At 69.6% G+C, this 26,398-nt stretch carries 22 protein-coding genes; 9 read left to right on the top strand and 13 right to left on the bottom strand.

Features of this window, described 5'->3' with window-relative positions; all coding sequences use genetic code 11:
- Positions 1–9: 9 nt before the first annotated feature.
- From QNO21_RS02745 to QNO21_RS02715, 7 genes are all read right to left on the bottom strand, one after another.
- Positions 10–1,305 (bottom strand): thymidine phosphorylase, encoded by a 1,296-nt coding sequence (locus tag QNO21_RS02745; protein ID WP_257515777.1) that lies wholly within the window; start codon positions 1,303–1,305, stop codon positions 10–12.
- The gene (locus tag QNO21_RS02740) at positions 1,302–1,703 is read right to left on the bottom strand and encodes a cytidine deaminase (RefSeq protein WP_257515664.1); all 402 of its coding nucleotides are present in this window, start codon (positions 1,701–1,703) and stop codon (positions 1,302–1,304) included. Before QNO21_RS02740 ends, QNO21_RS02745 begins: the two co-directional genes overlap by 4 nt.
- Before the next feature lie 7 nt (positions 1,704–1,710).
- Entirely contained in the window at positions 1,711–2,997 is a 1,287-nt protein-coding gene (locus tag QNO21_RS02735; protein ID WP_257519580.1) for an ABC transporter permease, read from the bottom strand.
- Positions 2,994–4,310, bottom strand: coding sequence for an ABC transporter permease (locus QNO21_RS02730; RefSeq protein WP_257515662.1), 1,317 nt, complete (start codon positions 4,308–4,310; stop codon positions 2,994–2,996). The genes QNO21_RS02735 and QNO21_RS02730 overlap by 4 nt, the downstream gene beginning before the upstream one ends.
- Positions 4,307–5,821 (bottom strand): ABC transporter ATP-binding protein, encoded by a 1,515-nt coding sequence (locus QNO21_RS02725; protein WP_285178412.1) that lies wholly within the window; start codon positions 5,819–5,821, stop codon positions 4,307–4,309. The genes QNO21_RS02730 and QNO21_RS02725 overlap by 4 nt, the downstream gene beginning before the upstream one ends.
- A 114-nt stretch (positions 5,822–5,935) precedes the next feature.
- Positions 5,936–7,051: a BMP family lipoprotein gene (locus tag QNO21_RS02720; RefSeq protein ID WP_257515661.1), complete on the bottom strand. Its 1,116-nt coding sequence runs from the start codon at positions 7,049–7,051 to the stop codon at positions 5,936–5,938.
- Between the two features lie 134 nt (positions 7,052–7,185).
- Positions 7,186–8,298, bottom strand: coding sequence for a mannose-1-phosphate guanylyltransferase (locus QNO21_RS02715; protein ID WP_257514884.1), 1,113 nt, complete (start codon positions 8,296–8,298; stop codon positions 7,186–7,188).
- Between the two features lie 180 nt (positions 8,299–8,478).
- Here QNO21_RS02715 and sdhC point away from each other — a divergent pair, with 180 nt between their 5' ends.
- The 9 genes from sdhC (at position 8,479) to QNO21_RS02670 (ending at position 16,810) form a co-directional block, all read left to right on the top strand.
- The gene (gene sdhC / locus QNO21_RS02710) at positions 8,479–8,913 is read left to right on the top strand and encodes a succinate dehydrogenase, cytochrome b556 subunit (protein ID WP_257515660.1); all 435 of its coding nucleotides are present in this window, start codon (positions 8,479–8,481) and stop codon (positions 8,911–8,913) included.
- Positions 8,913–9,368 (top strand): succinate dehydrogenase hydrophobic membrane anchor subunit, encoded by a 456-nt coding sequence (locus tag QNO21_RS02705; protein ID WP_257519596.1) that lies wholly within the window; start codon positions 8,913–8,915, stop codon positions 9,366–9,368. The genes sdhC and QNO21_RS02705 overlap by 1 nt, the downstream gene beginning before the upstream one ends.
- A gap of 41 nt (positions 9,369–9,409) precedes the next feature.
- Positions 9,410–11,215, top strand: coding sequence for a succinate dehydrogenase flavoprotein subunit (sdhA, locus tag QNO21_RS02700; RefSeq protein WP_257517100.1), 1,806 nt, complete (start codon positions 9,410–9,412; stop codon positions 11,213–11,215).
- A gap of 2 nt (positions 11,216–11,217) precedes the next feature.
- Positions 11,218–11,988, top strand: a complete 771-nt coding sequence (locus tag QNO21_RS02695; protein WP_257517099.1) for a succinate dehydrogenase iron-sulfur subunit — start codon at positions 11,218–11,220, stop codon at positions 11,986–11,988.
- A gap of 63 nt (positions 11,989–12,051) precedes the next feature.
- A complete protein-coding gene (locus QNO21_RS02690; RefSeq protein WP_257515794.1) occupies positions 12,052–13,260 on the top strand; it encodes a YihY/virulence factor BrkB family protein in 1,209 nt (402 codons plus the stop codon).
- A 63-nt stretch (positions 13,261–13,323) separates the two neighbouring features.
- Positions 13,324–14,175 carry an exodeoxyribonuclease III gene (locus QNO21_RS02685; RefSeq protein WP_257519598.1) on the top strand — a complete coding sequence of 284 codons (852 nt, stop codon included), beginning with the start codon at positions 13,324–13,326 and terminating at the stop codon, positions 14,173–14,175.
- Positions 14,176–14,221: 46 nt separating this feature from the next.
- Complete coding sequence (trpS, locus tag QNO21_RS02680) at positions 14,222–15,226, top strand: tryptophan--tRNA ligase (RefSeq protein WP_257519599.1); 1,005 nt, start codon at positions 14,222–14,224, stop codon at positions 15,224–15,226.
- A 53-nt stretch (positions 15,227–15,279) separates the two neighbouring features.
- Positions 15,280–15,846, top strand: coding sequence for a GNAT family N-acetyltransferase (locus QNO21_RS02675; protein WP_257519600.1), 567 nt, complete (start codon positions 15,280–15,282; stop codon positions 15,844–15,846).
- Between the two features lie 88 nt (positions 15,847–15,934).
- Positions 15,935–16,810: an Fpg/Nei family DNA glycosylase gene (locus tag QNO21_RS02670; RefSeq protein ID WP_257515798.1), complete on the top strand. Its 876-nt coding sequence runs from the start codon at positions 15,935–15,937 to the stop codon at positions 16,808–16,810.
- A 10-nt stretch (positions 16,811–16,820) separates the two neighbouring features.
- Here QNO21_RS02670 and glpK read toward each other — a convergent pair whose 3' ends face one another.
- From glpK to QNO21_RS02640, 6 genes are all read right to left on the bottom strand, one after another.
- Positions 16,821–18,362 (bottom strand): glycerol kinase GlpK, encoded by a 1,542-nt coding sequence (glpK, locus tag QNO21_RS02665; protein ID WP_257515799.1) that lies wholly within the window; start codon positions 18,360–18,362, stop codon positions 16,821–16,823.
- Positions 18,359–20,113 (bottom strand): glycerol-3-phosphate dehydrogenase/oxidase, encoded by a 1,755-nt coding sequence (locus QNO21_RS02660; protein ID WP_257519717.1) that lies wholly within the window; start codon positions 20,111–20,113, stop codon positions 18,359–18,361. The genes glpK and QNO21_RS02660 overlap by 4 nt, the downstream gene beginning before the upstream one ends.
- A gap of 2 nt (positions 20,114–20,115) precedes the next feature.
- Positions 20,116–22,809: a glycoside hydrolase family 2 protein gene (locus tag QNO21_RS02655; protein ID WP_257519601.1), complete on the bottom strand. Its 2,694-nt coding sequence runs from the start codon at positions 22,807–22,809 to the stop codon at positions 20,116–20,118.
- 74 nt (positions 22,810–22,883) lie between these two features.
- Positions 22,884–24,269, bottom strand: a complete 1,386-nt coding sequence (locus tag QNO21_RS02650; protein WP_257519602.1) for an extracellular solute-binding protein — start codon at positions 24,267–24,269, stop codon at positions 22,884–22,886.
- Positions 24,270–24,352: 83 nt separating this feature from the next.
- A complete protein-coding gene (locus tag QNO21_RS02645; protein WP_257519603.1) occupies positions 24,353–25,258 on the bottom strand; it encodes a carbohydrate ABC transporter permease in 906 nt (301 codons plus the stop codon).
- Positions 25,255–26,367, bottom strand: coding sequence for a carbohydrate ABC transporter permease (locus QNO21_RS02640; RefSeq protein WP_257519604.1), 1,113 nt, complete (start codon positions 26,365–26,367; stop codon positions 25,255–25,257). Before QNO21_RS02640 ends, QNO21_RS02645 begins: the two co-directional genes overlap by 4 nt.
- Positions 26,368–26,398: the final 31 nt, after the last annotated feature.

The following is a 26,398-nucleotide window of genomic DNA, read 5'->3' as shown; positions in this document are numbered from 1 at the left end:
GGTGCGGAGTCAGGCGGTGATGCGCTCGAGCACGAGCGGCGTGGCCGTCGGAGCGGTGGCGCCGATCTCCCACGCGTCGTCGAGGGCGTCGAGCGCGCGGGCGAACCGCTTGTCGTCGTCGGCCAGCAGGGTGAACAGCGGCTGCCCCTCGGTGACCGTGTCGCCGGGCTTGACGTGCAGGTCGATGCCGGCGGCGTGGACGACCGGGTCCTGCGCGCGGGCGCGACCCGCCCCCAGCCGCCACGCGGCGATCCCGAAGGGGAGCGCGTCGAGACGGGTGACGAAGCCCCCGGCGGTCGCGGTGACGGTGTGGGTCTCGCGGGCGACCGGCAGCGGTGCGTCCGGGTCGCCGTCCTGGGCGCGGATCATGGCACGCCATGTGTCCATCGCCCGGCCGTCGCGCAGCGCCGCTTCGACGTCGGCGTCGGGCTGGCCCGCGAGGGCGAGCATCTCGCGGGCGAGGGCCACGGTGAGCTCGACCACATCGGCGGGGCCGCCGCCGGCGAGCACCTCGACAGACTCCCGCACCTCGTTGGCGTTGCCGATCGCGAGGCCGAGCGGAGTGTTCATGTCGGTGAGGAGCGCAGTGGTCGCGACGCCCGAGTCGGTGCCGAGCGCCACCATCGTGCGGGCGAGCTCGCGGGCCTTCTCGACATCGCGCATGAACGCGCCGCCGCCGAACTTCACGTCGAGCACGAGCGCGTCGGTGCCTTCGGCGATCTTCTTCGACATGATGCTCGACGCGATGAGCGGAATGGCCTCGACGGTGCCGGTGACATCGCGCAGCGCGTAGAGCTTCTTGTCGGCGGGGGCCAGGCCCGAGCCCGCAGCGCAGATGACCGCACCGATGTCGCGTAGCTGCGCGAACAGCTCGTCGTTGGTGAGGGCTGCGCGCCAGCCGGGGATCGACTCGAGCTTGTCCAGCGTCCCTCCGGTGTGACCGAGGCCGCGTCCCGAGAGCTGCGGTACGGCGACGCCGAAGGATGCCACGAGCGGCGCGAGCGGCAGGGTGATCTTGTCGCCGACACCGCCGGTGGAGTGCTTGTCGACGGTCGGCTTGCCGAGGGCGGCGAAGCTCATGCGCTCACCCGAGGCGATCATGGCGTCGGTGAGAACGCGGATCTCGTCGCGCTGCATGCCGTTGAGGAGCACCGCCATCGCGAAGGCGGCCATCTGCGATTCCGCGACGTAGCCGCGTGTGAAGGCGTCGACCATCCAGCGCAGTGCGGGCTCGGGGACGGCGCCCCCGTCACGCTTGGCCCGGATGACGTCGACGGCGTCGAACGGTTCGTTCTCGGTGGTCATCGTGAAACTTCCTCGAGGTCGCGCGGCCCGAACGCGTCGGGCAGGACCTCGTCGATCGTGCGGATGCCGGAGACGGTCTCCAGCAGCATGCCCGGCAGGGCGAATTCATTGAGCAGCTGACGGCAGCGTCCGCACGGCATGATCGTCTGGCCGTCGTTGTTGACGCAGACGAACGCGACGAGTTGGCCGCCGCCGGACATCTGCAGGTCACCCACGAGGGCGCACTCTGCGCACAGGCCCACCCCGTAGGAGGCGTTCTCGACGTTGCAGCCGGCCACCACCCGCCCGTCGGTCACGAGCGCGGCGGCGCCCACCCGATACCGGGAGTAGGGGGCGTACGCCCGCTCCATGGCCTCCGTCGCGACGGCGCGGAGATGGTCCCAATCGATGTCGGTCATGTCGATGTCATCCCTTGATGTACGGCTTGCCGGCTGCCGCGGGTCCGCGGATCTGGCCGGCGAAACCGGCCACGGCGATGATGGTGACGACGTAGGGCAGCATGAGCATGAACTCGCTCGGGATCGGCGTGCCCAGCACCGTCAGCAGATTCTGCAGGTTGGTGGCGAAGCCGAACAGCAGCGCCGCGAGGGCGGCGCGGATGGGGTCCCACCGGCCGAAGATCACCGCGGCCAGGGCGATGAAGCCGAGACCCGCGGTCATCTCCTTGCCGAACTGCGGCACCGACACCAGGGTGAAGTACGCCCCGCCGATGCCGGCGATGGCGCCCGCCAGCGACACGTTCCAGAAACGGGACATGTTGACCTTGATGCCGACGGTGTCGGCAGCCTGCGGGTGCTCGCCCACCGCGCGCAGGCGCAGGCCCCAGCGGGTGCGGTACAGGCCCCACGCCACCACGGCGACGGTGATGTACATGAGGTACACCAGGAACGTCTGGTTGAACAGCACCGGTCCGATGATCGGGATATCGCTGAGCAGCGGGATCTCGAGCCGCGTGAAGCGCACGGGCTGGTTGAGCTCGTTCTCGTTGGGCACGAGCAGCGCGCCGTAGAGGAAGCCGGTCAGGCCGGTGACCAGCACGTTCAGCACGACGCCGACGATCACCTGGTCGACGAGGTACTTGATCGCGAAGGCGGCCAGCACGAAGGCGACCAGCACACCGCCGATCATCGCGCCGATCAGGCCGATGAAGGGGTTGCCCGTGACGCTCGAAAGCAGCGCCGCCGAGAAGGCGCCCAGCAGCAGCTGCCCCTCGATGGCGACGTTGACCACGCCCACCCGCTCGCCGATGACCCCGCCCAGCGCGCCGAAGACCAGCGGCACCGAGAGGGAGATCGCCCCGAACAGCAGCCCCGTGACCGGCACGAGTCCGCCCGCGGCCGCCCACACGAGGAAGGCGAACACCCCGAGCACCGCGAAGACGATGACCAGCCACAGCGGCGGGCGGCGGTACGACCAGGCATCCCACGCCGCCCATGCCGTCAGGGCGAGCAGCAGCACCACGAGCAGCCAGCTGGTGGTGGCGGTGGGCAGCTCCACGTTGGGAAGGGCGATCGCCGACGACGCGTCGCCGAGCCGGAAGGTGCTGATCCCGTCGCGGGGGGCGAAGAAGAACAGCGCAGCCAGCAGCACCGTGGCCAGGGCCAGGACGACCGGCACCTTCAGGTGCCGCTCCTTGACCGTGCCGAGCGGGAGGGCGCCGGGGTTCGACGCCGTGGGAGCGAGCGCGCTCATGCGGCCACCGCCTTCTTCGCTGACTTGGCTCGGGCCTTGGCTGCCTTCTCCGCTTCGGTCTTGGGCAGGAAGAACACCGCCCGCAGCAGCGGCGGGGCCGCGATGAACAGCACGATGAGCGCCTGAACGACCAGCACGATGTCGACGGGGATCCCCTGCGCCTGCATCGAGAAGGACCCGGACTTCAGCGCGCCGAACAGGATGCCGGCGGCGAAGGTGCCCCACGCGCGACTGCGGCCGAGGAGGGCGACGGTGATGGCGTCGAAGCCGATGCCGGCGTCGATCGAACCGGAGAAGCCGGTGGTCACCGACCCCTGGATCTGGTTCATCGCGGCCAGGCCCGCCAGCCCTCCGGCGAAGAGCATCGCGTAGACGTAGATGCGCTTGACGTTGATGCCCGCCGCGCGCGCTGCGTGCGGGTTCTCCCCCACGGCGCGCAGGCGCATGCCGAGGCTGGAGAACTCCACGATCCACCAGACGGCGATCGTCGCGATGATCACCATCACGAAGCCCCAGTCCAGCAGCGGGAAGGCAGACCCGAAGAGCTCGGGGAACTGCGCCGTCTCGGGTGTGGCCGAAGTGATCGGCTGGTTGGTGCCCGGCTTCTGCAGCAGGCCGGGCGTGCGGATCATCCACAGCAGCAGGTAGTAGGCGACGTAGTTGAGCATGATCGTGAGGATCACTTCATGCGCGCCCGTGCGCGCCTTCAGCACACCCACGATCCCGCCCCACAGGGCGCCCCCGATGATGCCGGCGAGCATCGTCAGCGGCATGTGCAGCCAGAACGGCAGGTCGAGATTGAAGGCGAACAGCGCCGCGAAGATCGCGCCGACCAGCATCTGACCGCGGGCGCCGATGTTGAACAGGCCCACGCGGAACGCCAGCGCCACGCCGAGTCCGGCGGCGATGAGGGGAGCTGCGAACCCCAGGGAGCTGGTCAAGGGACGGATCTGCGCGGCGAAATCCGCCCCGCGCGGGTTGAACACCGCGCCGCGGAAGAGGGCCTCGTAGCCGCCGTAGACGGCGCTCCAGATCGCGGCGAACGTGTCGCCGGGACGGGCGAAGAAGTAGCCGGCCGCCTCTTGCACATCTTCGTCGGTGAGGGCGATGAGGATGCCGCCGACGACCAACGCCAGCACGATCGCGAGGATCGTGGTGAACGCGCTGCCGCGCAGGAGGTCCTTGATGAAGACGTTGGTGCGCGGCGGCGGCGGAACCTGGGGCTCCCCCGCCAGCGGGCTCTTGACAGGAGGCAGCTGCTCGGGGGGCAGCCCCTGTGTCACGTCGTCGGCACCGGGTGTCGTGCCGGTCATGCTGCCACCTCCGGGTCGCTGGCGCCGGCCATCATGAGGCCGAGGATGTCGCGCGGGGTGTCGCCGGGGACGACGCCGACGATCGCGCCGCGGTACATCACGGCGATGCGATCGGCGAGCGCGGTCACCTCGTCGAGCTCGGTCGACACGACGATCACCGGCACGCCGCTGTCGCGCGTCTCGATGATGCGCTTGTGGATGAATTCGATGGAGCCGACATCGACGCCTCGGGTCGGCTGGGCGGCCACCAGCAGCCGCAGCTCGCGATCGAGTTCGCGGGCAATGACGACCTTCTGCTGGTTGCCTCCGGAGAGGGTCGCCGCGGGAGCCTGCGGGCCCTGCGTGCGGATGTCGTACTCGGCGATGCGGTCGCGCGCGAACCGGTCGAGGGTCTTGCGCATGATCGTGCCCCAGCGCACGAAGGCGCGGTCGGACGAGCGGTCCAGGATGAGGTTCTCGGCGACGGAGAACTCACCCACCAAGCCGTCCTCGTTGCGGTCCTCGGGGACGAACCCCACGCCGGCGTCGAGGATGCCACGCACGCTCCGGCCCACGAGCTCGGTGCCGTCGAGGCTGATGGAGCCTTCGACGCGGCCGGCGAGGCCGACGATGGCCTCGACCAGCTCGGTCTGGCCGTTGCCCTGCACGCCGGCGATCGCGAGCACCTCACCGGGGCGCACGTCGAACGAGACGGCGTCGACGACGATGGCGCCGTGGTGGGTGAGCACGCGGAGGTCGCGCACCTCGAGTCCTCCTTCGCCCAGGCGCGGCGGCTGCTTCTGCACGGTCAGCTCGACCGCACGGCCCACCATGAGGGAGGCGAGCTCGGTGTTGGAGGCGGTCGGCGCGGCCGCGCCGACGACCGCGCCGAGGCGGATGACGGTGATGCGGTCAGCGACTTCGCGCACCTCGCGCAGCTTGTGGGTGATGAAGACGATCGAGGTGCCCTCGTCGCGCAGCTGACGCATGATCGTCATCAGCTCGTCGGTCTCCTGCGGGGTGAGCACCGCCGTCGGCTCGTCGAAGACGAGCACCTTGGCGTCGCGCGAGAGCGCCTTGATGATCTCGACGCGCTGCTGAACGCCCACGGGGAGGTCGCCCACGGTGGCATCCGGATCGACGTCGAATCCGAACCGGTCGGCCACGGCACGCACGTGCGCGCGGGCGGCGGCGAGGTCGAGCCCACCCAGCCCCTTGGTCGACTCGTGGCCGAGCATGACGTTCTCGGCGACGGTGAACACCGGGATCAGCATGAAGTGCTGGTGCACCATGCCGATGCCCGCCGCCATCGCGTCACCCGGCCCGCGGAAGTGCTGCGGCACCCCGTCGAGCAGGATCTCGCCCTCGTCGGCCTGGTACAGGCCGTAGAGGACGTTCATCAGCGTGGACTTGCCGGCACCGTTCTCGCCCAGCAGCGCATGGATCTCACCGGGCTCCACGGTGAGATCGATCCGGTCGTTGGCGACGAGGCTGCCGAACCGCTTGGTGATTCCGCGAAGCTCGAGCTTCATAACTGCACCCTAATCCAGGAGCCGCTCCGCGCGGAAACGGCTCTCACTGTCCATGGAACATGCTCAGGGGCGAGCAGCGACGTGCGCTGCTCGCCCCGAGCGGACTTCAGAAGGTCACGGGGAGTTCGGCGACTCCACCGTGATGTCGCCCGCGATGATCTGCTCCTGCAGCGCGGCCAGCTCGTCGGCCAGACCCTCGGGCAGCTCCGCCTCGAACTCGTGGAACTCGGAGAGCTTCACGCCCTCGTTCTCGAGCGTCCCCACGTACGGCTCCACGTCGAAGTCGCCCGCGGCGGCCTCGAGGGTGGCGTCGTAGACGGCCACGTCGATGGCCTTCATGATCGAGACGAGGGTCACGTCCGTGACGTCGGGGTCAGCGACTGCCAGGTCCTTGTCGACGCCCACCATGACGACGTCGAGGCCACCGTCGGCGATGGCCGCCGCCGCGCTCTGGTAGATCGGTCCACCCACGGGGAGGATGACGTCCACACCCTGGTCGAGCACACCCTGCGCCGTCTGCTTGGCGGTGTCGTTCGCCGCGAAGCCACCGGTGAAGAGGCCCTCCTGCGCGGCAGTGTCCCACCCGAAGACCTCGACGGCAGCGCCCTTGTCCTCGTTGTACTTGTCGACGCCCTTCTCGAAGCCGTCCATGAACACGGCGACCGACGGGATCTGCATGCCGCCGAAGGTGCCGACCTTGTTGACGCCGTTCTGCGCCGACCAGGCCGCCGCGGCGTAGCCGCCGAGGTACGACGCCTGCGCGGTGTCGAACACGAGGGGCTTGATGTTCGGGGCGTCGGTGGCGCCGTCGAAGTCGTTGTCGGCCCAGTCATCGATGATCGCGTAGTCGATCTCGGGGTTGGCCAGCGCCGACTCGACCGTGGCGGCCGAGAGGTTGAAGCCGACCGAGACGATGAACGTGCAGCCCTCGGAGACGAGCGTCTCGAGGTTCGGCGCGTAGTCGTTCGGGGTGGCCGACTCCATCTCGATGCCCTCGATGTCGAGTTCTTCGAGCGCGCGGTCCATGCCTTCCTTGGCGGCCTGGTTGAACGAACGGTCGTTCCAGCCACCCTCGTCAGAGATCAGGCAGGGCTTGAAGTCGTCTGCCGACTCGGGTGCGGCACTGCCGCCGGTGTTCTCCTCGGGCGCGCTTCCGCAGCCTGCGAGGGCGACGAGCAGCGCAGCGGCGCCGGTCGCGCCGAGGACCTTCTTGGTGGTCGAGATGGTCAAAGCAGCCTCCACGATGGCTCCCGCGGATTTCGCGGCGCCATGTGAAAGTTACCGACTGTTACGCGGTGCCCTTGACCGAATCCGGGCCAGACGGCGAAAGGTTACAAAGACGCAATCATCGCGTCATAGAAACCTCACAAGACATCGCCGCGACCGGTGAGCTTGAGGGCATCCACGACGCCCTTCACCCGCTGCGCGTGCTCGCTCGTGGTGACCAGCAGCGCGTCCTCGGTGTCGACGACCACGATGTCCTTCACCCCGATGAGGCTGATGACCCGCGACGTCTGGCTCACCACGATGCCGCTGGCGGCGTCCGAGAGGATGCGCGCGTTCTTTCCCAGGATCGCCAGCTCGTTGCGCCCGTGGGAGTTGAGCTTGGCGAGGCTCGCGAAGTCCCCGACGTCGTCCCAGTCGAAGTGACCGGGGATGACCGCCAGCCGCCCCTTCTCGGCCGCCGGCTCGGCGACGACGTAGTCGATCGCGATCTTCGGCAGTGCCGGCCACACCCGGTCGACGACGGGGCCTCGGCGGTCCCGGTCGTCCCAGGCCTCGGCGAGCTCCAGCAGGCCGGCGTGCAGCTCCGGTGCGTTCTCGGCGAGCTCTGCCAGCAGCACGTCGGCGCGGGAGATGAACATGCCCGCGTTCCACAGGTACGAGCGGTCGGCGAAGTACTCCTTCGCGGTGTCGAGGTCGGGCTTCTCCACGAAGCGCTCGACGACAGCCGCCTCAGGCGCCCCGTCGACGATGAGCTCGCCGTCCTTCTTGATGTATCCGAAGCCCACCGACGGCTCGGAGGGCTGGATGCCGATCGTGCAGATGTAGCCCTCGCGGGCGACGGCGACGGCCTGCTGCACGGCGAACTCGAACGTCCGCGTGCCGCGGATGACGTGGTCGGCGGCGAAGGAGCCGATGATGACATCGGGCTCGCGGCGCACCAGCACGGCCGCGGCCAGCCCGATGGCGGCGGCGGATTCGCGCGGCTCGGACTCGAGGAAGACGTTGCGGTCGGGGATGCCGGGCAGCTGCTCCTCCACCGCCGCGCGATGCGCGCGACCGGTGACCACCGCGATGCGCTCGGGTCCCGCGAGAGGCTCGAGGCGATCCCAGGTGTCGCGCAGCAGCGTCTGGCCGGAGCCCGTCAGGTCGTGGAGGAACTTCGGCGCGTCGGCGCGCGACAGCGGCCACAGGCGGCTGCCGATGCCTCCGGCGGGGATGACGGCGTAGAAGTTCGCAAGGGGATCTGCCATGAGGCTCAGGCTAGCGAACCGCAGCATCCGTCCCCTGAACATGCTCGATAGGGCCGGCGTTCGTCGCCCGGGTTCGATCCACGGGAATAGGATGGAAGACGCGCCCCTGTGACGCAATGCGGATCCCGCCCCGATCGTGTGAGCGGTCCGCCTCCCCCCTGTCGACCATGGAGGACGAAAGTGGCTGCACCAGCACGCGTCACGCTGTCGGTGAAAGAGACGACATCGAAGACGCCACGCGGCACGCTGTACCGCGGTAACGAAGGCATGTGGTCGTGGGTGCTGCACCGCATCACCGGTGTGGCGATCTTCTTCTTCCTGCTCGTGCACGTGCTCGACACGGCCCTGATCCGGGTGGCTCCCGAGGCGTACAACGCCGTCATGAGCACCTACAAGAACCCGATCATGGGCCTCGGCGAGGTCGTGCTCGTCGCGGCCGTCGCCTACCACGCGTACAACGGGCTGCGCATCATCCTCGTCGACTTCTGGTCCAAGGGCGCCCGATACCAGCGCCAGCTCTGGTGGGGGGTTCTGGCCCTGTGGCTCGTGACCCTGGTGCCGTTCTCGGTGCGCCACCTCTCGATCGTGTTCGCTTCCGGATGGGGAGGCCACTGATGACCGCTGACACCCTCGCCGCGCCCCGCGCGCCGCACTCCACGCCCCGCAAGAAGGGCACGAACCTGGAGAAGTGGGGCTGGATCTACATGCGCGTCTCCGGCGTACTGCTGGTCGTGCTGATCTTCGGCCACCTGTTCGTGAACCTCATGCTGGGCGAAGGCATCCACGGCGTCGACTTCGCGTTCGTCGCCGGCAAGTTCGCCTCGCCGTTCTGGCAGTGGTGGGACGTGCTGATGCTCTGGCTCGCCTTCATCCACGGCGCCAACGGCATGCGCACGATCGTCAACGACTACGTCACGGGCCCCAGGGCCCGCCGCGTGCTGGTGTGGGCCCTCTGGTTGTCGGCGGGATTGATGATCGTCCTGGGCACGCTCGTGGTGTTCACCTTCGACCCGTGCCTCGGGATCGAGAACAGCACCACCGAGTGGCTGATCGAGAAGTGCGCGGCGTAGCGACGCCGCGCGACACAGCAGAGATTGAAGGCATCTGACACGTGAGCACCCAGAGCGAAGGCGCTGTCGTCAAGGACGGCGTGCACTACCACCAGTTCGACATCGTGATCGTGGGCGCCGGCGGCGCCGGCATGCGGGCGGCGATCGAGGCCGGTCCCGGCGCCAAGACCGCCGTGATCTCGAAGCTCTACCCGACCCGTTCGCACACCGGTGCGGCGCAGGGCGGCATGGCAGCGGCCCTGGCCAACGTCGAAGAGGACTCCTGGGAGTGGCACACCTTCGACACCGTCAAGGGCGGCGATTACCTCGTCGACCAGGATGCCGCGGAGATCCTCGCCAAAGAGGCGATCGACGCCGTCATCGACCTCGAGAACATGGGGCTGCCGTTCAACCGCACCCCCGAGGGCAAGATCGACCAGCGCCGCTTCGGCGGACACACGGCCGACCACGGCAAGACGCCCGTGCGCCGCGCCTGCTACGCCGCCGACCGCACCGGCCACATGATCCTGCAGACGCTGTTCCAGAACTGCGTCAAGCTCGGCATCAACTTCTTCAACGAGTTCTACGTGCTCGACCTCATCACGGTGAAGGCCGAGGACGGCACGATGCAGGTCGCCGGCGTCGTCGCCTACGATCTCGCCACGGGCGACCTGCACGTCTTCCAGTCCAAGGCGACGATCTTCGCCACGGGCGGCTTCGGCAAGATCTTCAAGACGACCTCCAACGCCCACACCCTCACCGGTGACGGCGTCGGGGTCATCTGGCGCAAGGGCCTGCCGCTGGAGGACATGGAATTCTTCCAGTTCCACCCGACCGGTCTCGCCGGTCTCGGCATCCTCCTCACCGAGGGCGCCCGCGGCGAGGGTGCGATCCTGCGCAACGCCTCGGGCGAGCGGTTCATGGAGCGCTACGCGCCGACCATCAAGGACCTCGCCCCACGCGACATCGTCAGCCGGTGCATGGTGCAGGAGGTGGCCGAGGGCCGCGGCGCCGGACCGGAGCGCGACTACGTGCTGCTGGACTGCACGCACCTGGGCGCCGAGGTGCTCGAGACGAAGCTCCCCGACATCACGGAGTTCGCCCGGACCTACCTGGGCGTGGACCCCGTCGTCGAGCCCGTGCCGGTCATGCCGACGGCGCACTACGCGATGGGCGGCATCCCCACCAACGTCAACGCCGAGGTGCTCAGCGACAACACCACCGTCGTCCCCGGTCTCTACGCCGCCGGCGAGTGCGCCTGCGTGTCGGTGCACGGCTCGAACCGCTTGGGCACCAACTCGCTGCTGGACATCAACGTCTTCGGCAAGCGAGCCGGCCGCAACGCCGTGGAGTACGTGCAGACCGCGGACTTCGTGCCGCTGCCGGAGGACCCTGCCAAGGAGGTCCGCGAGATGCTCGAGACCCTCCGCAACAACCCCGGCACCGAGCGCATCGCGGTGCTGCGCAAGACCCTGCAGGACGAGATGGACCGCAAGGCCCAGGTCTTCCGCACCGACGAGTCCCTCTCCGAAGTGATGGACGTCATCGCGGACCTGCGCGAGCGCTACCGCAACGTGCACGTGGACGACAAGGGCAAGCGGTTCAACACCGACCTGCTCGAGGCCGTCGAGCTCGGGTTCCTCCTCGACCTCGCCGAGGTCGTCGTCGTCACCGCCCGCAACCGCAAGGAGAGCCGCGGCGGCCACATGCGCGACGACTACCCGAAGCGCGACGACGAGAACTACATGAAGCACACGATGGCCTACCTCTCGGGCGACCCCCACTCGTCGCACCCCGAGGACCACATCCGCCTGGACTGGAAGCCCGTCGTCATCACCCGCTACCAGCCGATGGAGAGGAAGTACTAGGCATGGCCACCGCACTCGCCCCCGCCGAGACGGCCGACGCCGTGGAGCCCGGCGCCGCCGGCATCCAGTCGTTCCTCGTCACCTTCATCATCCGCCGCTTCGACCCCGAGAAGGACGCCGAGCCGCGCTGGGTCGACTACGACGTGGAGCTGTACTCCACCGACCGCGTGCTCGATGCGCTGCACAAGATCAAGTGGGAGGTCGACGGCTCGCTGAGCTTCCGCCGCTCGTGCGCGCACGGCATCTGCGGCTCCGACGCGATGCGCATCAACGGGCGCAACCGCCTGGCCTGCAAGACGCTCATCAAGGACCTCGACATCTCCAAGCCCATCTACGTGGAGGCCATCAAGGGCCTGCCGCTGGAGAAGGACCTGATCGTCGACATGGAGCCGTTCTTCGCGTCATACCGCGAGGTGCAGCCCTTCCTCATCTCCACCTCCAAGCCGGAGCCGGGCAAGGAGCGCATCCAGACGATCGCGAACCGCGAGATCTTCGACGACACGACCAAGTGCATCCTGTGCGCGGCCTGCACGTCGTCGTGCCCGGTGTTCTGGACCGACGGGCAGTACTTCGGTCCAGCCGCCATCGTCAACGCGCACCGGTTCATCTTCGACTCGCGCGACGACGCCGGCGACGCCCGCCTGGACATCCTCAACGACAAGGAGGGCGTGTGGCGCTGCCGCACCACCTTCAACTGCACCGAGGCGTGCCCCCGCGGCATCGAGGTGACCAAGGCCATCGCCGAGGTCAAGCAGGCGATCCTGCGCAAGTAGGACACACGTCACCGAGGGCGGATGCTGCGACCTGCGGCATCCGCCCTCGCTTACGCTGGGCGCGTGAGCGACTCCGGCCGCAACGGCACGCCCGACGACGTGCGGGATGAATCGTGGCGCGCCCGCTGGGACGATTCGGTGCTGCGCGAACGCCTGGACGAGCCGATCGAGCGCGCGTCGGCGCTGCGTCGGCGCACCCTGAAGGCCTTCCCGGTGCGGGTCTGGCGGCACTTCCTGCGGCACAACGGGTTCCTGCTGGCCGCCAGCATCAGCTACCAGTCGCTGTTCGCGATGTTCGCGGTGCTGTACTTCGCGTTCGCGATCGTGGGGCTGTGGCTCGGCGGCAGCACGCAGGCCATCGACGCCCTCATCGCGCTGGTGAACCTCTACATTCCCGACCTCATCTCCACCGGCGGCCTGGTGTCGCCCGAGGATGTCACCCAGGTCGCCCGTTCCAGTACGGGCGCGCTGGCGGTCACCGGTTCCGTGGCGGTCCTGGTGGCGATCTGGACCGCCATCGGCTTCGTCACCTATACCCGCCGTGCCGTGCGCGACATCTTCGGTCTGCCGTACGATTCGCGCAGCTACCTGGTGCTGAAGGCGCGCGACTTCGTCGCCGCGGCCATGTTCGGCGTCGCGCTCGTGCTCGGCGCGGGGCTCGGGGCGATGGCCTCGGGCGCGGTCAATCTGCTGTTCGACCTGTTCGGGTGGGAAGACGCCGCCACCTGGGTGTCGGTGGTCAGCCGGGTGGGGTCGATCGTGGTGGCGTTCGCGATCAACTCCACCGCGCTGGCGCTGCTGTTCCGTTTTCTCGCCGGGGCCTCGGTGCCGTGGCCCACCATCTGGCCGGGCGCGCTGCTCGGCGGGGCGGCGATCGGCGTGCTGCAACTGGGAGCCGGGCTGCTGCTGGTCTACACCCCGGCCAATCCGCTGCTGGCGACGTTCTCGGTCTTCATCGCGTTCCTGGTGTGGTTCCGCCTCGTCGCCATCGTCATCCTCGTCGCGGCGTCGTGGATCGCGGTCGCAGCCGCCGACCACGACATCCCCCTCGCCCCGGTCAGCGATGCGCAGCGCCGCGCCGTCGAAGCGCGCGCGCTCGTGATCGCCGCGGAGGTGCACCTGCGCGAGGCACGGGAACGGCGCCGGCGCGCGCCCTGGTACCGAGCCCGCCGAGCCGCCCGCGACGTGCGCGCGGCGAAGGAAGAGCTCGCTCGCGCGCAGGCGGCGCTGCCACGGGCCGACGGCCCCGTCCCCGGCGGGCTGCTGGACTGAGGGCGGCGTTTCGCTGGTTCGCCGCGGCGTCGGGTGTCGGCGCCGCTGGTTAGGCTTTTCGTCGTGCCACGAACACTTCGCATCGCCTCCGTCAACGTCAACGGCATCCGCGCCGCCGTCCGAAAGGGCATGACGCCCTGGCTCGAGGAAGCCGGTGTCGACATCCTCACCCTGCAGGAGGTGCGGGCCGAAGCATCCGACCTCGCCGCCGCTCTGCCGGGCTGGCACGTCGTCAACGACGAGGCGCTGGCGAAGGGCCGCGCGGGCGTCGCCATCGCCGCCCGCGAGCCGCTGGAAGTATGGCGCACCGACCTCGGCGCTGACGAGACCCTCGACACCAAGGGTCGCTGGGTCGAAGCCGACGTCGACGTCGACGGCGAGCAGGTCACCGTCGTCAGCGCCTACGTCTTCACCGGCCAGGCCGACACCGACAAGCAGGTGGCGAAGTACGCGTTCCTCGACGCCATGGAGGCCCGCATGCCGCACCTCGCCGCCGACGGTGCGCTGGCCGTGATCACCGGTGATCTCAACGTCGGCCACCGCGAGCTCGACATCCGCAACTGGAAGGGCAACGTCAAGAAGGCCGGGTTCCTCCCCCGCGAGCGGGCGTACTTCGACCGGTTCACCGGCGCCGTCGGCGCCCAGGTCACCGGCGTCGACGGATCGACGGGCACCGGGCTCGGCTGGGTCGACGTGGGGCGCACCTTCCACGGCGAGGTGGACGGGCCGTACACATGGTGGTCCAACCGCGGCAAGGCGTTCGACACCGACACCGGGTGGCGCATCGACTACCACCTGGCCTCCCCCGCGCTGGCGGACCGGGTGGTGGACTACCGCGTGGTGCGGGCGCCCTCGTGGGACACACGGTGGAGCGACCACGCGCCCGTCATCGCGGACTACACCGTCGGCGTCTGACGCGGGCTCGGTGAGGGCCTCGGCATCCGCTCTCTAGACTGGAGGGGTGACCAAGCCCCGTCTCTACTCCGGAATGCAGCCCTCGGCCGATTCGCTCCAGATCGGCAACTACATCGGGGCGCTGCTGCAGTGGCGTGACCTGCAAGAGGCGTACGAGGCGTACTTCTCGGTGGTGGACCTGCACGCGCTCACCCAGCCGAACGACCCCGCCGAGCTGCGCGAGAAGACCCGTCGCACGGCGGCGCAGTACATCGCCGCCGGCATCGAGCCATCGCGGTCGACTCTGTACGTGCAGTCGCACGTGCGCGCCCACGCCGAGCTGGCCTGGATCCTCTCGACCATCACCGGGTTCGGTGAGGCCGGCCGGATGACGCAGTTCAAGGACAAGTCGCAGCGTCATGGCACCGACGGCACGACGGTCGGCCTGTTCACCTATCCGATCCTCATGGCCGCGGACATCCTGCTCTACCAGACCGACATCGTGCCGGTGGGAGACGACCAAAGGCAGCATGTCGAACTCACCCGCGACCTCGCGGAGCGCTTCAACTCCCGCTACGGCGAGACGTTCACGGTGCCGATGCCGGTGATCCAGAAGGAGACCGCCCGTATCTACGACCTGCAGGACCCGCTGGCGAAGATGTCGAAGTCCGCCGAGTCGGATGCCGGCGTGCTGTGGCTGCTGGATGACCCCAAGGTGTCGGCGAAGAAGATCATGCGCGCCGTCACCGACAGCGAGGGCGCGGTGCGGTACGACCGCGAGAACAAGCCCGGGGTGTCGAACCTGCTGGTGATCTACGCGGCCCTCACCGGTCGGCAGATCCCCTCGATCGAGGACGAGTACGCCGGCCGCGGGTACGGCGACTTCAAGAAGGGACTCGCCGAGGTCGTCGCCGAGGAGTTCGGACCGGTTCGCGCCCGCGCGCTGGAGCTGCTGGACGACCCCGCCGAGCTCGACCGGGTGCTCGCGGCCAACGCGGCCCGTGCCGAAGAGGCCGCGGACGCCACGCTGTCGACCGTGTACGACCGCGTCGGGCTGCTCCGCCGCGCCTGACCCGGGTGCGGCCGGCGGCGTCGGGCACACCGCGGCGCGGTTAGGCTCGAATGATGCAACCGGTGACCCTCCGCACGTCCCGCCTCGAGCTGTCGCTCCCGACCGAGGCGGATGCCGACGCCGTCACCGCCGCCGCGCAGGACCCCGAGGTCGCTCGCTGGACGACCCTACCCTCGCCGTACCACCGCAGCCACGCCGTGGACTTCATCGCCAAGGCCGCCGAGTGGTGGGATGCCGAGACCGAGCTGACCTGGGCCGTCCGCCGCGACGGCGCGTGGATGGGCATGCTGGGCCTGCAGCACCTGCATGTGGGCGGCGACGCCGAGATCGGGTTCTGGATGGCGGCGTCCGCGCGCGGCCAGGGCTACCTCGGCGAGGCGGCCCGCGCCGTCATCGACTTCGCGTTCGACCCCGACGGGCTGGGCCTGCAGCGCATCGAGTGGCAGGCGATCGTCGGCAACATCCCCTCCGCCCGCACGGCGCGCTCGCTGGGATTCCGCTACGAGGGCCTGATGCGCCGGAAGCTCGTCGACCCCCGCGGCCGTCACGACGGCTGGGTCGCCGGGCTCCTCCCCACCGACGACCGCTCGCCGGTGGACTGGCCGATCCTGGCGGCCTGACCCCGCGCCTCGCCGGCGCCCACGGCCGCCCGGTGGCACCGACGCAACCCCCCGCCCACGCTCCCCGGGTCCGTGCCAGGATGCCGGTATGCCCGAGATGCCAGAAGTGCAAGGGCTCGTCGACTTCCTCGGCGAGCGCGCACGCGGCCTGCGCGTGTCGCGCGCGACGGTCGCGAACATCGCCGCGCTGAAGACGTACGACCCTCCCGTCGATGCCCTCGTCGGGGCGGAGATCACCGGCGCCGAGCGCCACGGCAAGTTCGTCGACCTCGCCGCGCGCACCGAGACCGGCGACACGCTGCACCTGGTGTTCCACCTCGCCAAGGCGGGGTGGCTGCGCTGGTACGACCGGCTTCCGGCGACCGTCATCAAGCCCGGTCGCACCCCCATCGCCCTGCGCATCGCCTTCGACGACGGGTCGGGCTTCGACCTCACCGAGGCCGGCACGAAGAAATCCCTCGCCGTCTACGTCGTCCGCGCGCCGGCCGACGTTCCCGGCATCGCGCGCCTCGGCCCGGACCCGCTCGATCCGGGCTTCGACCGCGACACGCTCGCGGGACTCCTCGCCGGCCGGCGCACCCAGATCAAGGGGGTCCTGCGCGACCAGTCCGTGATCGCGGGGGTCGGCAACGCCTACTCCGACGAAATCCTCCACGCCGCGCGCATGTCGCCCTACGCCCTCGCGGCGGGACTCGACGACGCCGAGGTCGACCGCCTGTACGCAGCCCTCCGGGAGACGATCACGGATGCCGTTGCAACGGCATCCGGCAAGCCCCCCGCCGATCTGAAGGATGCCAAGCGCCGCGGCATGCAGGTGCACGGCAGGCGCGGCGAGACCTGCCCGGTGTGCGGCGACGAGGTGCGGTCGGTGTTCTTCGCCGACAATTCGCTGGAGTACTGCCCCACCTGCCAGACAGGCGGCAAGATCCTCGCCGACCGCCGGCTGTCACGCCTGCTGAAGTAGCGTTCGCGCCCTACTCGTCGGTGCCCATGAGGATGCGGGCATCTTCGTCGACCCAGTCGAAGGACTTGGTCACAGCCTTGCGCCACATCCGGTGCCGACGCTCGCGCTCGTCCTCGTCCATGCGCGGCTCGAAGCGCGCCTCTTCCTGCCAGTACGCGCGCAGTTCGTCGTGCCCAGACCAGACCCCGGTGGCGAGCCCTGCCGCGTAGGCGGCGCCGAGCGCGGTGGTCTCGATCACCCGCGGCCGCACGACCGGGATGCCCAGGATGTCGGCCTGGAACTGCATCAGCAGGTCGTTGCGGGTCATGCCGCCGTCCACCCGCAGCTCGTCGAGGGTCGTGCCGGAGTCGGCGGCGACGGCCTCGACGATGTCCCGCGTCTGGAACGCGGTCGACTCCAGGGCCGCCCGCGCGATGTGCGCGCGGTTGACGTAGCGCGTCATGCCCACGAGTGCCCCGCGAGCGTCGGGCCGCCAATAGGGTGCGAACAGTCCCGAGAAGGCGGGCACGAAGTAGGCGCCGCCGTTGTTCTCCACCGTCGCCGCGAGGGTCTCGACCTCACCGGAGCTCTGGATGATCCCGAGATTGTCGCGCAGCCACTGCACAAGCGAGCCGGTGACGGCGATCGACCCCTCCAGCGCGTACCGGGCCGCCTCGCCCTCTCGGCGGTACGCGACGGTCGTGATGAGGCCGTGTTGCGACCGCACGAGTTCGTCCCCGGTGTTCACGAGCAGGAAGTTGCCGGTGCCGTAGGTGTTCTTCGACTCCCCCGCGTCGAACGCCGCCTGGCCGAAGGTGGCCGCCTGCTGGTCGCCCAGGATGCCGGCGATGCGGATGCCGCGCGCGACGCCGGGCACCGTGACCTCGCCGACCACCTCGGACGACGAGCGGATCTCGGGCAGGATGGCCCGCGGAATCCCCCAGACCTCGAGCATCTCGTCGGACCATTCCAGGGTCCGCAGATCCATTAGCAGGGTGCGGGAGGCGTTGGTGACGTCGGTGACGTGGATGCCGCCGCGGCTGCCGCCGGTGAGGTTCCAGATCACCCAGCTGTCGGGGGTGCCGAAGAGCACGTCGCCGGCTTCCGCCGCCGCCCGCACTCCCGGGACGTTGTCGAGGATCCAGGCGATCTTGGATGCCGAGAAGTACGTCGCCAGCGGCAGCCCGGTCTGCTCGGCGAACCGCTGGCTGCCGGCGTCGGATTCGGCCGCCAGCTGATCGATGCGCCGCTGCGTGCGGGTGTCCTGCCAGACGAGGGCATTGTGCACCGGCCGGCCGGTGCGCCGGTCCCAGAGCACGGCGGTCTCACGCTGGTTGGTGATGCCGATGGCGGCGACGTCGCCCGCGCCCACCCCGGCGCGCGACATCGCCGACGACAGCACCCACTCGGTGTTGGTCCAGATCTCCATCGGGTCGTGCTCGACCCACCCCGCGCGCGGGAAGATCTGCGCGTGCTCGCGCTGAGCGGTGGTGACGATGGCGCCCGCGTCGTCGAAGACGATGGCGCGGGTGGACGTCGTGCCCTGGTCGATCGCGATCACGTGGTCGGTCATCGCGCCTCCCGACTGTCGGCGAAGGGTTCCGCACGCGCCGGGTGCGGCGGGTCGGACGCCCCGGCGGGGTCGGCGGCGTGCACGGCCTGCAGCGCCCGATCGATCTCCTGCCCGACGCGGGTGCGGTTCCACCCGAGCACCGTGGCGATGGCGCCGGCCGCCTCGCGTGCCACTTCCGCGGTGACCGCGCCGGTGAAGGCCAGGTCCGTGCGGCGCATGAAGAGGTCATCGAGGTGACGCACGTGCTCGGTCGCGGCGAGGTGGCGCAGCTCCCCTGAGCTGTAGCCGGCGGCGCTCGCGAGCGGCTTGTCGTCGGGATCGGCGGTGACGGCGGCGATGACCTCGGCGGCGATCGTGCCGTAGCGAGTGAGCAGCTGGTCGACCCTCTCCACCGGCAGGTCGCCGGCGTTGGCCTTCACCCACTGCGCGCGGGCACGCTGCGTCGTCGGGAAGCCGCGTCCGCCCCCGATCGCGGTGCCCTTCGTCGAGCGACGCCGGGGCGCACCGAGGTGGCCGAGCACAGTGTCGGCGAGCCGCTCGGCCGAAGCCCGGAAGGTGGTCCACTTGCCGCCCACGAGGGTCAGCACGACCGCGGGAAGTCCCGCCACCTGCGTCTCGTCGATGCGGTAATCCCGCGACACGAACCCGGGGGCGACGTCGTCGTGACGAGGCAGCGGCCGCACGCCGGAGAAGCGGTAGACGATCTCGTTGCGATCGACGTTGATCCCGGGAAGCACCTGCCGCACCAGGTCGATGAAGTAGTCGACCTCGGCCTCGGTGCACACCGCGGGCTCGCGCATGTCGTGCTCGAGGTCGGTGGTGCCGATGAGCACGCGACCGCGCAGCGGGTAGATCAGCACGATCCGGCCGTCTTCGTTCTCGAAGAACAGCTCTCTGCCTCCGGTCGCCGCCAGCAACTGGGGGTTGTCCACGACGATGTGCGACCCCTTCGTGCCGCCCATGCGCCGGACCGGGTCGCCCAGGCCGGCATTGGTCAGGTCGGCCCAGGGGCCGGTCGCGTTGACGATGACGGAGGCTCGGAACACGGTCTCATCGCCGCTCATCGCGTCGCGCAGCAGAATGCCGCCTTCGCTCACCCCGACCGCGGCGGTGTAGTTCGCCGCCCGGGCCTGCCCCGCGCCGGCCGCGAGCGCATCCCGCAGCACGTCGATGGCCAGCCGCTCGGGGTCGTGGACCGAGGCATCCCAGTAGGTCGCGGTGTACTTTACGGCCGGATTCAGATCGGGGAGCTCGTGCAGGGCGCGCTTGCGCCCGCGGAAGGCGTGGCGCGGGACCCGCCCGCCGCTGCGCGAGAACGAGTCGTAGATGACCAGACCGATCTTGATCAGCGCGGCCCCGCGCTCACGCGTGGCGCCCGAGCCGTGCCGGAGGAACCGCAAGGGCGCCGAGAGCAGCCCCGAGAAGGTGGAGAAGATCGGGATGGTCGTCTGGAGGGGTCTCACGTAGTGCGGCGCGGTCCGCAGGAGCGCGTTGCGTTCGGTGACGGCCTCGTGCACGAGGCGGAATTCGCCGTTCTCGAGGTAGCGCACCCCGCCGTGGATCATGTGCGACGACGCTGCGGAGGCGCCGCTGACGTAGTCCGACCGGTCCACCAACGCGACGTCGACCCCCTGCATGGCCAGGTCGCGGAAGGTGGCAAGTCCGTTGATGCCGCCGCCCAGGATCAGCACGTCCGCGTGAGGTCGCGCGGCGAGGGCGGCGAATCCGGTGTTTCCGTCTGCGTTGTGCATGGTCACGTCTCTTCCTCGTAGGCGCTGTCTCCACCCTCGCACGATTGCGGGCTCCGGGACGCGTCCGCTTCGGCGGCCGCGTGGAGCATCGCACGCCCGACCGCCGCCGCAACGGGGACCGCCGCGGCCTCCCGCACGCGCAGCGTGGTGATGGTGACCGCTCCCTCGCTCCACCGGATCGTCACCGTGCTGGCCGCCGCGCCCCGCAGCCACCCGGAGAAGATGCCCGAGTGCACGACCGCCGGGCGCAGCGGTCCCGGGATGCCGCTGATGACGCGCGCGCCGAGCAGATCCTCGAAGGCGATGCCGAGCACCGCATCCCCGGGCACGGCACGGAACGGTCCGGTGCGGTCGAGCCACTCGGTGCGGGGAACCCAATCGCCGTCGCCCGCCCGCCCCACCAGGCGCGCCGAGGGGAGGTAGTCGAACGCTTCGCCGAGGGCGTCGTCGTCTTCGGCCAGCAGCAGCACACGGCCGCCCGCAGCGGCGTGGCGCCGGGCGGATGCCGTGAACCTGCGGGTGACCAGGAGCGTGTCGGCATCCGCCTCGGTCACGACATCGGCGCCGAGGCTCTGCAGCCAGGAAGCGGTCTGCTCGTCGTCGGCCGCACAGCGCACGCCCCGGGCCGTGGGCGGTGCCACGACGATGACGTCGGCGCTGTCGCGCGCGAGCACGGCGTCGCCGACGTGCAGCTCCACGGCAACCTCGTACTGGCCCGGCGCCGACGGCAGAGTGACGCCGACATCCAGCGACTGCCGGCTGCCGTCGACGGCACCGAGATCGCGGGGTCCGTCGGCGCCACCGAGCAGGCGCAGCCGCGTATCGTCGGCGAGCGCGTCGGGGCCGGGCACCACCGTGACGGCGACCGGGACCTCGCCGCCGACGAACGTGCTGTACGCCGCAGGGCGCAGGGCGACGGCATGCTCGCCGTTGACCAGGCGGTAATCCGGGGTGAACCGCTTGGGGCGGCGGTTCATGTCGAAAAGCCCATTGGCCTCCCACTGCACGTCCGAGAGCTGCGTCAGCACGTACCCGCGGATCTGCGGGTGCAGGCGGATGCTGGTGGTCTGGTAGCGGTTGGCCACCGACTGGGCGCGCTGGAGCTGCAAGACGAGTTCCTCCCACGACCCGAAGACGGCGTCCAGACCGAGCGCGGCGAACCGCTCGCGCAGCCCGGTGGCGTCGGCCGCCCCGAAAGCCCAGCCACCGCCCAGGGCGAACCACCAGGGCTCCACGCCGTCGACGTACTGGTCGCGCACGTCGGGCAGGCCCCAGTTGCCGAACTCCGAGAGCATGAGCGGCTCGCGTCCGGTGCGAACGGCGTCGCCGTGCGGGGAGAAGGTCCATTCCGGCCGTCCCGCGAACTCGGCGATCTTGTCATCCCATTCGCGGCGGGATTCCGGGATGCCGCGGTACAGGTGGTAGTCGTCGACCTGAGTGCGCAGGTGGAAGTTGGGGGCGCACGCCGAGTTGTCCACGAGCACGTGCCCGGGCAGCGCCGCACGGAACTCCTCGTACATGTCGCGCAGCCACGCGCGCTGCGGCGCCTCGGAGAGGTCGACGCCCCACGACTCGTTCATGATGGTCCACATGACGATCGACGGGTGGTGGCCGTCCTCGGCGATGATGTCGTGCAGCAGGCCCCGTGCCTCGTGGGCGACGCTGGGGGTCCAGGTCATCCAGCTGGGCAGCTCCGTCCACACCAGCATCCCGAGACGATCGGCGATGTCGTAGTACCGGGGATCGGGACGTTTGATGTGCACGCGCAGCATGTTGAAGCCCAGGTCGCGGGTCTCGCGCAGCAGCTCCTCCCATGCCGCGAAGTCGTCGGCGACGGGCTGGGAGCCCGGGTGGTAGTCCTGATCGAGCACCGCGCGCAGGTAGATCTCGCGGCCGTTGAGGCGGAAGACGCCGTCCTCGGCGCTGAACTCGCGGAAGCCGGTCGCCCGGTCCACGGCGTCGAGCACGGCACCCGCTTCGCGCACCTCGACCCGCACGTCGTAGAGCACCGGCGCATCGAGGTCCCAGCGCTCAGCGCCGTCGATACGCAGCGTCGCCCGGTGGCGGTCGCCGGAGGGATGCATCTGCGCGGAGCCGGCCACCACGCCGTCGCGCAGGACGACGACATGGATCTCATGTCCGGGCCGCACCGCCGGGGTGACGGCCGCGGAGACGTCGAGCGATGCCGTGACGGCGTCGGCGCGCACACTGACGGCGCGCAGATGGGCCTCATGCCGGTCTTCCAGAGCGACGGACTGCCAGATGCCCGCCGTCGTGCCGTACCAGGACTGCTTGCCCAGCGGGCGCTCGAGGAAGCCGGGCCGGTCGGCGCCGCCCACGCGCGGCGGATAGGAGACCGTCACCCGCAGCAGATTGGCGCCGCCGCACAGCGCCGAGGTGGCGTCGAGCTCGAAGGGCAGCCACGCCCCTTCGTGCTCGCCGATCAGCGTCCCGTTCAGCTCCACCCGCGCGTGGTGGTTTACCGCGTCGAACCGCAGAATCTGACGTCGGTCTTCTTCGCCGGTCGGGGTCCAGTCGAAGCGTCGCTCATAGCGCACGGTGGCGTGCGAGTCCCCCGCGCCAGGGACCTGGGCGGTCCAGGCACCGGGTACGGCGACATCGGTCGTGCCGCCGCCGGGCAGATGCAGCGTCCACGTGCCGTCGAGAAGGAGGCGGCGACGGGGTTGCGAGGGCATGGGGTTCCTTCCGGGGATGGGGACGCGGGGCCCGCCAGGGCGGGCCCCGCGTCGGGACGGGCGTGGAACGTCCGTCAGTTCAGCTGCTGCTCGAGCCTGCTCTGGGCCTCGGCGAGGGCTGCGGCGATGTCCTTGTCGTTGAACCAGACCTCTTCGAGCTGCGTGTGGATGAGGTCCTTCACTGCGGTCCAGTTGTCGATCTGCGGCACGAAGCGGATGTCCTCGAGCGCGGTGGACGTGTAGAACTCGCGGTTGGGGGCGGCCTGGTAGGCGTCGGACTCGATGACCGACACGCGGGGGGCGATGTGCCCGGTGGCCACCGACCACACGTCGGTGTTGTCGTACAGGAACGACGCGAACTCCAGGGCGGCGCGGTACTTCACCGGGTCGTCCTCGCGCTGCCGCGGCAACACCCACATGTGCGAGGACGCCCACACGGCCGGCTCGCCCATCAGCGCGGGGAAGTCGGCGACGGCGTAGCCGAACGGCGCCGTGGCCGCGTACTCGTTGACCACCCACGTGCCGTTGACGAGGATCGCGGACTTGCCGCTCTTCCATTCGTCGATCGAGCCGGCGTAGTCGGCGTCGGTGTGGATGTAGCCCCCGTCGATGAGCTCGTTCATGAGCTCAAGTGCCGCAGCCGCCTCCGGCGTGTCGATCTGCGCCTCGCCGTCGTCGGTGACGACGTCCGATCCCTGCTGGCGCACGAGGGAGTAGAACATGCGCCATGCCATGTCGTCGTTGGCGACGCCGAGGGAGAACAGGTACGAGCCGGTCTTCTCCTTCACTGCGGCCGCCATCTCGAGCAGCTCGTCGGCCGAGGTCGGCATGGCCGGGCGCCCGTCCTCGCCCATGTACCCCGCCGCCGCCAGAATGTCGGTGTTCACGTGGGCGAGGATCGCGTGTGAGTCGAACGGGACCGCATAGGTCTCGTCGCCGTAGCGGACGGAGGACTGCGCCTGGGCGGTGCTGTCGGACAGGTCGATGCCGAACTGCTCCGGGTCGAACGCCAGCAGCTGGTCCCGCTGGGCATAGTCCGACATCGAGTAGTCGTGCAGGTTGGCGATGTCGGCGGGATCCCCGCCGGCGACCGAGGCGTTGAACGCGTCGTAGTAGGAGTGCCAGTCGGCGCCTCCCAGCCGCTCGACGGTGATGCCGTGCTCGTTCTCGGCGTTGAACTGGTTGGTGAGGATCTGGATGGCCTCGCACTCGCTGGCCGCCTGCGAAGGGTCGGTCACGTCCTGCGTGGTCTCCTCGCAGTCGCCGAACATGCGCGACATCGTGATCGTGACGCCGTCGAGCTGGTCGTCGGTGACCGCCGCGATCCGGTCGGCGAGGTCGTCGGCTGCGCTGCCGCCCCCGCCCGCTGCGCCGGTGCCGGTGCCGGTGCCGCATGCCGTCAGCAGCATCGCCGCTGCCGTCAGCGACGCGGTCGCGCCGGCGATCTTCATCTTTCGCATGTGTTTCCTCTCTCTGGTGGACGTGACGTCCAGGACGGCCGCGAACGCGGCCGGGTTCGGGTGCCCGGCGTTCGACGGACAGTTCATTTGCCGCCCGAGGTCATGGAGATACCTCGGATCAGGTGGCGCTGGAACAGCAGAAAAATGATCAGCAGCGGCAGAGACCCCACGAGGCCTCGGGCCATGAGGCTGCCGAGCTCCGTGGCCTGGGCGAAATTACCCTGCAGCGAGGCCAGGCCCGTGGTGATGGTGAACATCTCCGAGCGGGTCGCCGAAACCAGAGGCCACAGGTAGTCGTTCCAGGTCTGCACGAAGGTGAAGATGGCCAGAGCGATCATCGCCGGCCGCGCCAGCGGCAGCATGATGAAGAAGAACGTGCGCCACGGGCCCGCGCCGTCGATGCGAGCTGCTTCCTCCACCTCGTGGGGCACCTTGGAGAAGAACTGGGTCATCAGGAACACGCCCAGCGGCGCCGCGATGCGCGGGAGGATGAGCGCGGCGTACGTGTTGTGCATCTGCACGTCGGCGACCATCGTGAACAGCGGCACGAACATCGCCTCCTTCGGGATCATGAGTCCCGCCAGCACGCTGGCGTACACGATCGCCTTGCCTCGGAAGTCGATGCGCGCGAAGGCATAGCCGGCCATGGCGCACAGCAGCACCGTGAGCACCGTGGTCACGATGCTCACGACGGCGCTGTTGAGGAACCAGCGCGAGGTGAGCCCCACCGAGAAGACGCCGAGGAGGTTGTCGAGGGTGATGTCCCGCGGAATGAGGAACTGGGTCTCCCGTGTCAGTGCCGCGTTGTCGCTCAGCGCAAGCGACGTCATCCACAGCATCGGCAGAAGCCACACCAGAGCCGCCACGATCATCGCGATGTGGTACCAGGATGCCGCCGACGCCCGGCGCAACCCGGAGGAGCCTCGAGTGCGACGCGGCGCGGTCGGGGCGGGGACCGCCACGGTACGGGTGGGGGCGACGGAGGTCATGCGCTTTCGTCCTTGCCGAGGTACTTCATCTGGATCACGGAGACCACGAGCATGATGGCGAACAGCACGAGCGACATCGCCGAGGCGTAGCCCAGCTCGAAGTCCCGGAATCCGGTCTGGTAGATGTGCCGGATCACAACGTCGGTGGAGCTTCCCGGCCCGCCCCCGGTCATGATGTTCACCTGCCCGAACACCTGGAACGAGGCGATGACCTGCATCACCATCACCAGCAGCAGTACGTGACGGATGCCGGGGAGGGTGACGTGGACGAACTTGCCCCACGGACCCGCCCCGTCCAGTGCGGCCGCCTCATACAGGGACGCGTCGACGTCCTGCAGCCCGGCGGCGAACAGCACGAGGTTGAACCCGACGGTCCACCACACCGTGGTGGCGACGATCGCGATCATCGCGGTGTCGGTACTCGACAGCCACGCGATGGGCGCGATACCCAGTGGCTCGAGCAGCGCGGCCAGGAGTCCCTGGTTGGGCGACAGGAAGTACGTCCAGATCAGCGTCACGACCGAGACGGGCAGGATATAGGGCAAGAAGAACGCCATCTGGTACCAGCGCGCGCCGCGACGGCCGCCCTGCAGCGCCAGCGCCATCAGCAGCCCGAGTCCCGCTATGAGCGGTGTGGAGACGGCGGTAAACAGCAGCGTGTTCTGCAGCGCGGTCCAGAAGCGCGGGTCGAACCAGAAGCCCGTCTCGCCCGGGTGGAATCCGAGCGCGAAGGCGACGGCCACGAGGCCGAGCACGCCGACGGCGCGCCACACGGTCAGTCTTCGCCGCCGCGCCGGCCCTACCAGCAGCGCCGCGGCGAGGGCGAGGATGCCCAGCCGCCACCAGAACAGGTGGGTCATGGTCCACGTCATGTCGACGCCCCACAGCATCCGAACGTAGTTATCCAGCCCGATGAACTCGCGCGTGGCCCCCAGCAGGTCCCAGTCGTGCACGCTCATGACGATCGCCTGCACGACGGGGACGAGCACGAAGACGATGTACAGCGCGATGAACGGTCCGATGAAGGCGATCCCGTATCGCAGCCCGACCCTGCCGTTGCGAGTCGGGCGCGCGGGCGCTGCCCGCCTGCCGGCCTGGATGGTCGCCATGTGCTCTCATTTCTTGCCACGTTGCAAATTG

This window comes from Microbacterium sp. zg-Y818, assembly GCF_030246905.1.
Taxonomy (GTDB): domain Bacteria; phylum Actinomycetota; class Actinomycetes; order Actinomycetales; family Microbacteriaceae; genus Microbacterium.
Note: the sequence above shows the minus strand (reverse complement) of the source record. Positions and strands in the feature narration are given on the sequence as shown.

Bases quoted from the DNA above. Each gene is read 5' to 3' on its own strand.
- QNO21_RS02745 (WP_257515777.1), bottom strand. From the start codon at position 1,305: ATGACCACCGAGAACGAACCGTTCGACGCCGTCGACGTCATCCGGGCC.
- QNO21_RS02740 (WP_257515664.1), bottom strand. From the start codon at position 1,703: ATGACCGACATCGATTGGGACCATCTCCGCGCCGTCGCGACGGAGGCC.
- QNO21_RS02735 (WP_257519580.1), bottom strand. From the start codon at position 2,997: ATGAGCGCGCTCGCTCCCACGGCGTCGAACCCCGGCGCCCTCCCGCTC.
- QNO21_RS02730 (WP_257515662.1), bottom strand. From the start codon at position 4,310: ATGACCGGCACGACACCCGGTGCCGACGACGTGACACAGGGGCTGCCC.
- QNO21_RS02725 (WP_285178412.1), bottom strand. From the start codon at position 5,821: ATGAAGCTCGAGCTTCGCGGAATCACCAAGCGGTTCGGCAGCCTCGTC.
- QNO21_RS02715 (WP_257514884.1), bottom strand. From the start codon at position 8,298: ATGGCAGATCCCCTTGCGAACTTCTACGCCGTCATCCCCGCCGGAGGC.
- QNO21_RS02705 (WP_257519596.1), top strand. From the start codon at position 8,913: ATGACCGCTGACACCCTCGCCGCGCCCCGCGCGCCGCACTCCACGCCC.
- QNO21_RS02695 (WP_257517099.1), top strand. From the start codon at position 11,218: ATGGCCACCGCACTCGCCCCCGCCGAGACGGCCGACGCCGTGGAGCCC.
- QNO21_RS02675 (WP_257519600.1), top strand. From the start codon at position 15,280: ATGCAACCGGTGACCCTCCGCACGTCCCGCCTCGAGCTGTCGCTCCCG.
- QNO21_RS02670 (WP_257515798.1), top strand. From the start codon at position 15,935: ATGCCCGAGATGCCAGAAGTGCAAGGGCTCGTCGACTTCCTCGGCGAG.
- glpK (WP_257515799.1), bottom strand. From the start codon at position 18,362: ATGACCGACCACGTGATCGCGATCGACCAGGGCACGACGTCCACCCGC.
- QNO21_RS02660 (WP_257519717.1), bottom strand. From the start codon at position 20,113: ATGCACAACGCAGACGGAAACACCGGATTCGCCGCCCTCGCCGCGCGA.
- QNO21_RS02655 (WP_257519601.1), bottom strand. From the start codon at position 22,809: ATGCCCTCGCAACCCCGTCGCCGCCTCCTTCTCGACGGCACGTGGACG.
- QNO21_RS02650 (WP_257519602.1), bottom strand. From the start codon at position 24,269: ATGCGAAAGATGAAGATCGCCGGCGCGACCGCGTCGCTGACGGCAGCG.
- QNO21_RS02645 (WP_257519603.1), bottom strand. From the start codon at position 25,258: ATGACCTCCGTCGCCCCCACCCGTACCGTGGCGGTCCCCGCCCCGACC.
- QNO21_RS02640 (WP_257519604.1), bottom strand. From the start codon at position 26,367: ATGGCGACCATCCAGGCCGGCAGGCGGGCAGCGCCCGCGCGCCCGACT.